At 34.7% G+C, this 11,447-nt stretch carries 11 protein-coding genes and 2 pseudogenes; 8 read left to right on the forward strand and 5 right to left on the reverse strand.

The annotated features are described in order from the left end of the window. The first annotated feature begins 189 nt into the window (after nt 1-189). Complete coding sequence (locus ACFVSH_RS17930; protein WP_387594757.1) at nt 190-321, forward strand: hypothetical protein; 132 nt, start codon at nt 190-192, stop codon at nt 319-321. A 258-nt stretch (nt 322-579) separates the two neighbouring features. Here ACFVSH_RS17930 and ACFVSH_RS17935 read toward each other — a convergent pair whose 3' ends face one another. Next, the gene (locus ACFVSH_RS17935) at nt 580-774 is read right to left on the reverse strand and encodes a hypothetical protein (RefSeq protein ID WP_387594760.1); all 195 of its coding nucleotides are present in this window, start codon (nt 772-774) and stop codon (nt 580-582) included. A gap of 843 nt (nt 775-1,617) precedes the next feature. Between ACFVSH_RS17935 and ACFVSH_RS17940 the strand changes: the two genes are divergently transcribed. Next, nucleotides 1,618-2,187 (forward strand): cupin domain-containing protein, encoded by a 570-nt coding sequence (locus tag ACFVSH_RS17940; RefSeq protein ID WP_387594763.1) that lies wholly within the window; start codon nt 1,618-1,620, stop codon nt 2,185-2,187. Between the two features lie 506 nt (nt 2,188-2,693). Here ACFVSH_RS17940 and ACFVSH_RS17945 read toward each other — a convergent pair. Then, a complete protein-coding gene (locus tag ACFVSH_RS17945; protein WP_387594766.1) occupies nt 2,694-3,014 on the reverse strand; it encodes a hypothetical protein in 321 nt (106 codons plus the stop codon). Between the two features lie 229 nt (nt 3,015-3,243). After that, nucleotides 3,244-3,561, reverse strand: coding sequence for a hypothetical protein (locus ACFVSH_RS17950; protein WP_387707151.1), 318 nt, complete (start codon nt 3,559-3,561; stop codon nt 3,244-3,246). Between the two features lie 689 nt (nt 3,562-4,250). Between ACFVSH_RS17950 and ACFVSH_RS17955 the strand changes: the two are divergent. After that, nucleotides 4,251-4,520, forward strand: a pseudogene (locus ACFVSH_RS17955) (alcohol dehydrogenase); the annotation flags it as partial. Nucleotides 4,521-4,768: 248 nt separating this feature from the next. Further along, complete coding sequence (locus ACFVSH_RS17960) at nt 4,769-4,984, forward strand: hypothetical protein (RefSeq protein ID WP_230303433.1); 216 nt, start codon at nt 4,769-4,771, stop codon at nt 4,982-4,984. Between the two features lie 255 nt (nt 4,985-5,239). On the opposite strand, the pseudogene ACFVSH_RS17965 reads toward ACFVSH_RS17960, so the two are convergent. Together ACFVSH_RS17965 and ACFVSH_RS17970 are read right to left on the reverse strand one after the other, a co-directional pair. Beyond that, nucleotides 5,240-5,490: pseudogene (locus ACFVSH_RS17965) on the reverse strand (FMN-binding negative transcriptional regulator); the annotation flags it as partial. Between the two features lie 134 nt (nt 5,491-5,624). Continuing rightward, nucleotides 5,625-6,527 carry a DMT family transporter gene (locus ACFVSH_RS17970; RefSeq protein WP_387594771.1) on the reverse strand — a complete coding sequence of 301 codons (903 nt, stop codon included), beginning with the start codon at nt 6,525-6,527 and terminating at the stop codon, nt 5,625-5,627. A gap of 158 nt (nt 6,528-6,685) precedes the next feature. On the opposite strand from ACFVSH_RS17970, the gene ACFVSH_RS17975 reads away from it, so the two are divergent. The 4 genes from ACFVSH_RS17975 to ACFVSH_RS17990 all read left to right on the forward strand — a co-directional run bounded on the left by ACFVSH_RS17975 (nt 6,686) and on the right by ACFVSH_RS17990 (nt 11,112). Continuing rightward, nucleotides 6,686-8,062 carry an aminotransferase-like domain-containing protein gene (locus ACFVSH_RS17975; RefSeq protein ID WP_387594774.1) on the forward strand — a complete coding sequence of 459 codons (1,377 nt, stop codon included), beginning with the start codon at nt 6,686-6,688 and terminating at the stop codon, nt 8,060-8,062. A gap of 461 nt (nt 8,063-8,523) precedes the next feature. After that, the gene (locus ACFVSH_RS17980) at nt 8,524-8,871 is read left to right on the forward strand and encodes an FAS1-like dehydratase domain-containing protein (protein WP_387707153.1); all 348 of its coding nucleotides are present in this window, start codon (nt 8,524-8,526) and stop codon (nt 8,869-8,871) included. Between the two features lie 417 nt (nt 8,872-9,288). Beyond that, complete coding sequence (locus ACFVSH_RS17985) at nt 9,289-10,443, forward strand: MFS transporter (RefSeq protein ID WP_387594779.1); 1,155 nt, start codon at nt 9,289-9,291, stop codon at nt 10,441-10,443. A gap of 354 nt (nt 10,444-10,797) precedes the next feature. Then, on the forward strand, nt 10,798-11,112 hold the full coding sequence (locus ACFVSH_RS17990) for an MTH1187 family thiamine-binding protein (RefSeq protein ID WP_260287303.1): 315 nt from the start codon (nt 10,798-10,800) through the stop codon (nt 11,110-11,112). The last annotated feature ends 335 nt before the right edge of the window (nt 11,113-11,447 follow it).

An 11,447-nucleotide genomic window follows, 5' to 3' on the forward strand; every position in this document is an offset into this window, starting at 1 on the left:
AAATAGCCATGAATTAGATCTATTACTTACTAAAGTTAGATATACAGGATTAAAACAGTTTACGCGTCTTAATGGTTTGTCAGGAGGAACAGAGGATGAAAACAACAAAACGATTCCCAAAAGGCGTATAAAATTTGGAGGCAAGAGTAAGCTAGCATATATATAAGCTGCCGCGGGAGGTGAGTAAGTATGAGTAATGATGCAAGAGGTTCTAAAAAAAATAAACAAAATGATGCAAACCATGTGAATGCCAAGACGAAAGCCAATCAAAGACGAATTTCAGAAATGAATAACCAAGAGAATAATGATAAGGAAGAATAATGGGAAGGTTCAGTATGGACTGATTTTTTATGATTCCACTATAAATTTCTTCTCATATAAAAAAAGAATATAGAAAAAATTTTTACTAGAGAACTTGATATATTACATCAGTTCTCTTTATTGATTTATCACTCGAGAAAGAAGGGCATATTCAAGACCATACACCTCGTTAGAATATATAAAAGCAATCTCTATAAATATAAGATCGTTTTTTTGTCCTAGAGTTACTGCCTAATTAAAACCATCTTTTACATAAGCTCAATTAAAACCAGCCAGTTTTGCAACAGCTGACGCTCCAATTGACTTTGTTAGTATCGCTACAACCCAATGTGCTACAGCTTTACGTTTATTGTTTTTAATAATTTGTTTTAAGAAAGAAGTAGTTGTTTTAATGGCCGGACACTTTTTGGACTCTTTCACAGGTTGAATAATGATGGCATTAGCTGTTTGCATCTCAAACCCTTGGCACCTCTGGTGTCAGGGGTTTATTATTTGTTGGGCAAATCTAAGATATATAAATGAAATTGATATTTGCCCACCAAATTCAACAAAAAAATTTAATCAATGATTTCCTTTGGTGTATTCCTCAAACTTGTCTACGTTTTCTTTTCGAGTTTTTTGCTTATATGTGCGTAAACATCAGAAGTTATAGCAACGCTGTCTTTCTGAACATATTTCATATTTAATGTTCTTTAATTGGCATAAACCCAAAATCTAGATGCAAAAAAAACCGGAATGGTAGTTGGAGTGAATGTAGGTACCTCTACCGCACTCCCTGCTATAACCAACTTTTCCAGGTAGTCTGTAACATAACTCATATTTAAGCCTTTGGGGATCTAGCTCACTCAAGCGAGTTGCTTTCCTTGGCAAAAGGACATCCGGAGTTGTACTTGAAGCAAAAACTTTTACGCTATCTCCGGCATTTAATTTCACTATGACACTAACTGATATAACTAGAGAGTATCATAGGATACATTTACATTCACAACTGGATTACCTACATTTGAAATAGTATCGGTATCATTTTGAGCCTTGGCCTGAAGTTGAGCCTGGGCTTGAAGTTGAGCTTGAAGTTGCTCTTGCTTTTGTTGCTGTTCATCTCATTGGGCGGCTTTTTATTATGAATACATCCTAGGCATACATTTTTGCGATAAATAAAAATTAATTGAAGGAATACATTCTCAATAACCCTCGATCCCTTTTCATCGAGATGGTTTTTTTATTTATGGCTCTGTTAATAGTACATTTACTCAATAAGTGCATAAGATAATTTTAAAAACTGAAGGATTGAGAAAAATGTATTATGTTCCTTATATCCATCCCTATGAATATCAAAATCCTTATTATGTTAATGTACCTATGAGAAATCCTGATTATAGGCGTGTTAATAATGCTAATCAATTGGGTTTTTTACAAACATCAAACGGAAGAAATCATACTGAGGCTAAAGATTATGGACCAAAACCATTTGTAGTAAATATCAACGAGGCTTCGAAACAAAACACTACCTATCGTACTGCTATTTGGACAGGAAAACATTTGCAAGTTACACTGATGAGTCTTAAAGCTGGTGAAGATATTGGTTTGGAAATTCACCCTAATGTTGACCAATTTTTGCGTATTGAGCAAGGTCAAGGGGTTGTTCAAATGGGGAATAGACAGGATAATTTAAACTTTGTACGAAACGTCCATGATGATTTTGCAATAATGATACCTGCTGGCACATGGCATAATGTAACCAATACTGGTAACATTCCTCTAAAACTTTATTCGATATATGCTCCTCCTAACCATCCATTTGGCACTGTTCATGTTACCAAAGCAAATGCATTGGCTTCGGAAGAAGGGCATCGGATATGGCAATAGATCAAACCTTTAAAAAATACCCATCTCCTTAACTTTGAGTATATTCTTCAGTGATATCATTAGTGTAATCGTTAAGGATTAATAAAAGCCCTTTTCGAATCGAGAGGGGCATTTTTGTATTATTCGATTGAATGTTATTTCATTAATGATATACGTTAAAAATTTGGATGCCCAATCACCATAATTCGTGATATGCATATTAACTTGTAAACTAACTGGATTACTGTTCCAGTCTTTAAGACCTAAACGAGATATAGTGATTTTTTTGTAGGTGTCTTATTACTGAAACTCCCTGTGAAAGTTTGGGTTACTACTGGACCAGCGTCTGGATGACCTATCCAAAGTTTATAGTATTTTACAAGAACCATAGATTGTTGAAATTTGCACTAAAATGACATTTCTATGTATTAAATCATTTAATATATTTAAATATAAATAGGTAGATCAAGCCAAGCTAAGGAGGGATTTTTCTTATTCGTTTTGATCTTAGTCACTAACTTTTTTTCTCAAAAAGTATAGTATGAAAAAAAATCTGGATATGGAGCATATCCGGGGTATCCATATTCACCAATTCCATCATAAAAGGGCTCTGAAAGAAATGCTCCACCAGCAAGTTCCCCTGCGAAAGGAAATCCATAGCTAATACCAATACCAACATAATCTCCAATGGGACCACCATATCCAATACTACCAACCGGACTAACATGCCCAATACTACCAACATGTCCAACACTACCAATGTGTTCAACCCCTCCAATGGGACCAATAACACCTAAAGTAATTCTCCTTAAATCAACTATATTTATATCTGCATTTAATTCACACATTCCAAGTAATCTCACCCCTGTTTTTCAATTTGATTTAGAGTATGCAAAGGTAAGGAAGAAGTTTAGGTTATTACCTAGGAATACCAACATTATTTATGTTTTATATTTCCTGTTACGAACCACATTTAACACATTTACAATAACCCCTCTCAATGTGAGAAGGGCTTTTAAAGTAGATTATCTTTACAAATCCAAATTCGTTCTTGTTATTAGTCGCATACTTTTTTTCTCAATAAGTGTAATATAAATATGGGTCCGGATATGGTGCATAGCCTGGATATCCATATCCATCATATCCATATCCATAATACCCACCATAGCCCCCATAAAAAGGTCCTGCAAGCAAAGCTCCGGCAGCAAGACCACCTAAAAAAGGAAACCCAAACCCAAATGGTCTCCCAAACCCAAATGGTCTCCCAAACCCAAAAGGTCGTCTCCCGAACCCAAAAGGCCTCCCAAAACCTCCAAAGTGACCTCCACCACCAAAACCAATACGTCTTCTTATATCGTTTAAATTTATATCTTCATCTGTGTATATATAATACATTTTTTGAGGCTCCTCCCCTATTCTTCATTGATATAGAGTATGCAAAGAAAAGGCGGATGTTTAGGTTCACACCTAGGATATGTAATGGAAACTTCTACTCTGTAAACATCTTGTTCCTTTAAGTAAGCCTTGATGTTTATGTTCATTGTTTTTCTTCAAAAATTAATAAAGAAATGCTTTAATTTCTGCGTGATCTATTTCTTTAATCATATTACTCGGGAATGAAGGAAACCCTAGGTCAATGCTACTCTTATTGCCAGATTGAACAGTAGTGAATTCGTCAGAGATAAGTATTAATGTACCTAAACATTTATTATCTTCTGCTGCAACCTGATTATCTGTCGCATCAATATCACTTTTGTTGTGAATATATCCGGTTACATTAACGCCTACACCCCAAAAAGTAAATCATAGCGATGAAGAATTATAATGTAATACTTGGAATTCGAACGATTTAAAATTTTTATAAAAAGAGGAATATATGGATAAAGGAGGGATTTGTGTGTATCGTAATATAATGATTTTCTTTTCCCTGTATTTTATAACTTCCTTATTCTCTAATTAACAATCGTAAAAACCCTTTTTTATTACCGGCAATCTTTTAGGGAGCAATAGCGACTTTAGTTATTTTAATTAGTTATCTAATATAGGTTTTATACGATAAAAAGACAAAAGAACCAATGGAATAACTAAACCTTGATGGCATTATGGTGAATGTCGGTGCTCCTGGAGAGCCATTGTCCCTTAACGTGATATCCCTTATCGGTCATCGCCGTTCTTTTGCAGGTTCCGCGATTGGTGGCAAACGTGAAACTCAGGAAATGTTGGATTTCTGTGCAAAGCATCATATCTTTCCAAAGATTGAAGTAATCTCTGCTGATCAAATTGATGAAGCATATGAGCGTGTCTTAGCATCAGATGTAAAGTATCGATTTGTTATTGACACCAGTACAATCTAAGTTGCTAAATTACGATCTAAACTGCCTGTAAGACAGCGGAAGAACAATAAAGTTTTTCATAATCGGGTGTGATTGTGGTGGGTGCTATGATGACTCATGGTTAAATGAGGGTGTAAAAGAGGAACTGACAGCGCACCCTTATTTTATATGTTTTCCCTAATGAAAAACAGCATCTATTATTTGGGGTGCTTTTCTTTGCAGGGAATTTGTCCCTTTTGTCAAATTAGTTAAACAAAGGGGATGAAAAAATGAATGATGATTATGAGAAAATCAGTATTTTATTATCCAATATGACAAACGAATTAGTGTCGAGTAGAGTAAGGGTTAGAGCTATAGTAGAATTGCTGGGTGAAAAAGGACTAATAACCCGCGAAGAGTACGAAGATAGGTTTAAAAAAGTTTTTGAACGAGATGCAATTTCATATAGAAATGATCTATTGAAAGAAGTCAAAATTGATGAATAAAAGGAGAAGGCATCCATTAATTTGGGTGCTTTTTTCATTGGGGTGAGAACGATGAACCATGATGAGAAAAAGAAACCGGTTAAAAAGCCAGTGAAGCTAAGAAGTAGAGATCTGGAAGACCAAAGAATATTAAAGCTTTTACAAATAAGTATTTTACAAAATGAAATTTAAGCCAGAAGATTCCTAATGTGCAAAAAGGAAAAGAGCGTTAATCCTTATGTGATCAACACTCCCGTTAGTGCAGTAACATTCATGTTATTTTTTTAGATTTGATTTCATTAATAGTGAAATCTGTTGCTCATTCGTATTTGAAATTTGTTCCAGTTGGTTAACATTTAACTTTTGTCTTTGCAATGGATGATTTTGACTAAACTTAGCTTTCCCTTCATTTTGTTGCTTTTTATTTTGCATCCTTGAACTCCTTTGTTCATACCAGCGAGAAACCCAGCATCTACATCTTGCAAACTGTATGAACTGTCAGGAGCTTCGTACTTCGATAGCATTTCATGTGGGCGCTGCTGTATAACAATGCAGGTCAGGAAAATTACTAAGACGGTATGAATTTTGATGTTTTTCAAAAGATAAGTCGACAACTTCTCATCTATAAAATTTAGTCTTCTATAAGCTAACTTTCATTGAGTTAGCTTTTTTTTGATACAGCTCCGTTTTTTGATACGGGAGCATTTTTGCCTAATATAACAGAAAAGACAACAATCACTGCTATTACAAGAGTGAAAATTGTGATGGATTCATCTAGAAATACTGTTGCAAATAGAATCATCAAAAATGGTTGTAAATATTGAATCTGACTAACTCTTGCTATCCCGCCCAAAGCCATTCCGCTATACCAAGCAACATATGCTAGAAATTGGCTAACCACTGCGAGATAAATAAAACTAATCCAAGCTTGTATTGGGGCATGAAGCATTTCAGTTGTCAGATTCAGCCCAACTGGAATAATGAAAAATGGAGCACCAATCATAATTGCCCAGGCAATCACTTGCCAGCTACCTAGTTCTTTCGCTAATTCTCCCCCTTCTGCGTAGCTAAGTCCCAGAATGATCACTGCTGCCAGTAAAGCTAAATCGGCAAATTGCAATTGGCCGAATCCAAGATGAAGGGCATACATAATTACCGCTAAAGAGCTGATCATACTTGAAATCCAGAATTTGAGAGAGGGGAATTCACCGGCCCTAAATATAGCAAATCCGGCTGTCGCTAACGGTAACAGAGCTAATTCCACAGCTCCATGAGAAACAGGCAAGGATTCCATTGCCCAAGAAGTGAGGAGAGGAAATCCTAAAACTGCACCAAAAGCAACAATGAGTAGACGTTTGAATTGGTGAGGAGAAGGTAGTTTTTCCTTTCGAACAATTAGTACAACGGCTACTAAAATAGCGGCTACAACTGTTCTTCCTAAACCAACAATCGTAGTCCCAAAATATTCTACTGCAATACTTGTAGAAGGAAGTGTTAAGCTAAAACAAATGACCCCCACTAATCCTAATAATAATCCGAATTTTTCCCTTGTTACTCCCCGCATCTTCTCTAGCCCCCCATTTATACTTTGTACCCATCTGTACCGTTTTTTTTCTTATTTTAAAAACAGTTTTGATATAATTAACATACTATGATTCCATTCAATAAAAATAAACCATTTTTTTACCTATCTGTCCTGGTACAGTTGGAGGGGGGAATTAAATGAATTCAAAATATATAAAGATAATGGAAGACATTAAGCTTCGATTAGAAGATGGTTCGCTAATTGCTGGCAGTAAACTGCCTTCTGTTCGTCAGTTATCTGAGTATTTTTCATGTAGCAAAAATACGGTCATTAAGGCATACGTAGAACTTGAAAAAGAGCATTTAATTTATTCTGTTCCTAAAAGCGGCTACTATGTTGTGAATGAATACCAAAAAGCGCCGGAAGAAAATGGGGTAATTGATTTTTTGTCTGCAGGTCCAGATAAAAATGTTATGCCTTATGTGGAATTTCAACATTGTATGAATCAAGCAATTGACCATTATAAAGAAGAGCTTTTTACATACTCTGATCAACAAGGGCTTTACTCATTACGAGTACAGTTGGTGAAATATCTGCAAAATTTACAGGTTTTCACTCAACCAGAAAGATTAGTCGTTGTATCTGGCTCCCAGCAAGCCCTTAATTTATTAGTGTCTATGCCATTTCCAAATGGAAAAAACAATATTCTAATTGAACAGCCTACTTATTTCGGATTCATTGAGTCAATCAATCTACACCAAACTACTACCTTTGGAATTGAATTATCAATGGAAGGGATTGATCTTGATCGTCTGGAATACATTTTTCGAAATAATGATATAAAATTTTTCTATATTATCCCTAGATTTCACAATCCACTAGGACATTGTTATACGAATAGCGAAAAGAAAAAAATCGTGGAGTTAGCTGAAAAATACGATGTATATATAGTGGAGGATGATATATTAGGAGACCTTGATCCAAATCCAAAATCAGATCCATTATTTTCTTTTGATCCCTCTGGGAGAGTGATCTATATTAAAAGCCTTTCGAAAATTTTTCTCCCTGGGTTAAGGATTGGTACTGTCGTTCTTCCTGCATTAATGATTAACAATTTCATACGATATAAATTCAGTTCGGATTTTAATAGTTCAGCTCTTTCTCAAGGTGCGCTGGAAATCTATTTAAAGAGCGGTATGTTTAATAGCCATCTCAAAAAAGTTAAAGAGCTATATAGGACTAAAATGCAAATCCTTCAAGAAGCATGTCAATTATTTCTGCCGGCCAATACTTCTTTTTCAAAACCGACTTCCGGTTTCTATCTTTCCATCAGTTTGCCCGAAAATGTGAAAGCAAAACAGGTGGTTCATATGTTAAACGAGCAGCATATATATGTTGATGATGCCTCTAGAATGTTTTTAGCAGAATATAAAAAGGAAAATCTCGTTCGATTATGCATCTCACAAGTGAACGAGAGTCAAATTAAACTAGGGGTAGAGCGATTGGCTTACTGTATTGCTTTAATTGACAATAGAAAAAAACATGTTTATCCAAATAACTTTTTACGCATATAGTATGGGTAAGTTTTTTATAGAGGGCAGCATCTGAGGATTATACGGATTTCCAAGCATTATCAAAACGGTTGATTATGTAACTTAGAAAAATTAAGCTATGTTCTTTTTGAATCATAATGATATGTTTTCTGTGAAGTTATCCTAATAATCCTGCAATAATATACTATATATCAATTTATTTTAAGATGAAATATATGGGTTACTTGAAAGGAATTTTCCTCATGAATATTACACCTTTTTTAATTTACTGTTTTATTGTTTTAAAGGCGTATATTGAATAACGGCATTTGAATATATGTCACATTTAAAATGAAAAGTGGTTAATATTACAGCATTTTAAATGATTTCACACTAGACGCTACCACGAATATCTAAACTAAAAAAATTCCAAGAATTACCATGCCGGCAATCGTTTCATTCTACACGATTATAGTTGCATAAAAATAAAAGGGGGAATAAAGTTGTCTTTAAACGTAGGGGATATTATTACATTTGAACGGACTTTCACTAAAGAGGATGTTGAATTGTTCACAAAATTATCATGGGATGAGGGGAATCACCATATTACTCCTGATGAACAGGGAAGACTTGTTATTCAAGGGTTGTTGACTGCTTGTTTACCAACAAAAGTTGGTGGAGAAAACAATGTACTGGCTCGTACCATGAATTTTGAGTTTATTAAACCAGTTTTTACAGGAGATACAATAATATGTGAAGTAACGATCGAAAAGTTTGAAAAGAAAGATAATGGTAGAATATCTATTTTGGCAACTTTCCTATGCACAAACCAGAATGAGGAGCAAGTATAAAGAGGAAGCTTTGCGGGAGTCATATTATAAACTAATATATTTAGAACGGCTTCCATAGCCCCTAACCCGCCGATAGCAGAAAGAAAAAATCATTCGTTACGAGGGTACTTGTGGCTTTTAATGTGTTTTAGTAATTTTAATGCATCCTGTCGAGGATGTTTTTTTTATTGGAATAAATACACATGGCAAAAACTGTGATGTTAATTCCAGTAGAAAGACAATAAAGTCATATAAATAAATCTTTTTGAAAATTAGCTTGTTTATAAGGAGAGGTTCTGATATGATGGTTTGATAAATTTTTTAAGGGGTTTAGAGAGGGTGAGTCAATTGACTAAAAACCTTAGACAATTGAAAAATGTTTCGGTGTTCCAAACGCTTCTAACTTAGAAAAATAATTTAGAAGCGAGGAATAATTATATGAAAAGTCAAAGAATCTTTAATAAATCATTTCTTTTTTTATTTATAAGCAACTTTTTAGTTTTTATTGGGTTTGAAATGTTGCTGCCTATTTTGCCTGCCTATTTGTTAAGCATGAATGCATCTTCCATTCAGGTAGGTCTAGTCACATCACTATTTACGATAGGTGCTGTTTTAATCAGGCCTTTTGTAGGTTACTATTTAATTCATAACCAGAGGAAAAGTCTGGCCATTTGTGCAAGTGCAGCTTTAATGATCATTACAATGCTATATCCGTATCTTAATATTATATGGCTTCTTCTATTGTTACGGCTTTTCCATGGTGCTGCTTGGGGGGTATCAACCACAGCTAATAGTACAATAGTAGTGGATTTGATTCCTAAGACACGCTTAGGAGAAGGGATAGGGTATTTTTCTATATCCACAACGGTAGGGGCTATCATTGCACCAAGTATAGGTATCCTTATCTATGACTCTTTTTCCTTCGATATTTTAATTTGGTCATCAGTAGTACTGAGCTTATTAGCGGTAATTGCGCTTCAATTTGTAAATTCACCTACTAATGTAAAGCGTAAGAAGAAACCATTTCGCTTTTTGGATATGATTTATGAAGAAGACGTATGGTTCCCAGCATTACTTACCGTTATTACAACACTAGGTTTTGGGGCTGTCATTACATTCTTGGTTCTTTTTGGTAAACAAAAGGGAGTAGATCATATTTTTCTATTCTTCCTTATCAATGCAACTGTATCAACTTTACTACGTCCGTTTACAGGAAAATGGTATGACAAAAAAGGACCTTGGTCTATTATCATTATTTCAGCTATGTTAGGATTTTTGTCACTTTTTATCCTGTCTTATACGACAAATGATATTCAACTTATCATTGCGGCGATTTTATTTGGGGCAGGGTATGGCACTGTTATGCCATGTTTACAAACGTGGACTGTTCAAAAAGTAAGAGAAGAAAAAAGAGGTGCAGCCAACGCAACCTTTTTTTCCAGCTTTGATATTGGTGTTGGAATTAGCGCATTTGTATTAGGCATTTTAGCTGAATGGATTAGTTTAGAGATGATCTTCAGGTTTGTTAGTCTAAGTTTTATTGTTGTTGCAGTTTTAGTCTATAAGGATTATATAAATAAAAGTAAGGCATAAATAAATCGATCTAAAACCAATCCACCTCTATTTTTATAGAGGTGGATTGGTTTGCTGGAATTATAATACCAATAAGGCAAAATGGAATGCATCTAGTTCCACTCGTAAGCATATAAGGGATGTATTAAAAAGGCAGCTAATGACCTAGTCAGCAGGACAAGTGTTAAGAATCAACGATTCTACAGTAATTTTTTTACCAGCAGAAGTGCTTTGATTTACGAATCTCAAGCTTCAAGGCTCTTATCAAATTTCCCAGGTGCGAAGTTTAAGTTATAATAGTTAAAAACATCCGTCAATATAAGATGGATGATGTAAGCTTCTTGATTAATACATAAAAAGGATTGGTGAATAAGAATGGCAATAGTTGATGTAACGGTTATTCCTGTAGGTACACAAACTCCAAGTGTCAGCAGTTATGTGGCAGATATTCAAAGAGTATTAAAGCAATATGAAGAAAAGGGAGAAATCCGTTTTCAACTGACTCCCATGAATACAATCATTGAAGGCGACCTTCCTAAGTTGTTTGAAGTGATCCAAGCGATGCACGAAGTACCTTTTGAAAAAGGTCTTGCTAGAGTTTGTACGAATATCCGAATCGATGACCGTCGTGATAAAGAACGCAAGATGGAAGACAAAGTAAAGCGAGTGAAGGGTATACTTGAGGAATAGTGAAATGTATAAAATGGCATAAGGTCAAGAAAATAGATCAATTATACAAACACCTCGATTTTCGCATATATAGTGCCGTTTTCGGAGATATATCCTGAATTTCGGAGATATAGTGCTGTTCTTCTGAGATATTTCCCTAGTTTTATGTGATTTTCAATTAATGTAAATTTATTAATGGCTTTGAAGCCTTGGTATTACTGATTTCTCAGTTCCCAAGGCTTTTTTTATTTGAAAGGGAGATTTCATACATTTGTATATTATATTTTGCATAGGTGATTAGGTAGTGATAAAAGGTTCCAAAAAAGATATAAACAGTTGTCTAGATAATTTATAAG

It is taken from the genome of Peribacillus sp. NPDC058002 (genome assembly GCF_042886655.1).
GTDB lineage: Bacteria > Bacillota > Bacilli > Bacillales > DSM-1321 > Peribacillus > Peribacillus aracenensis.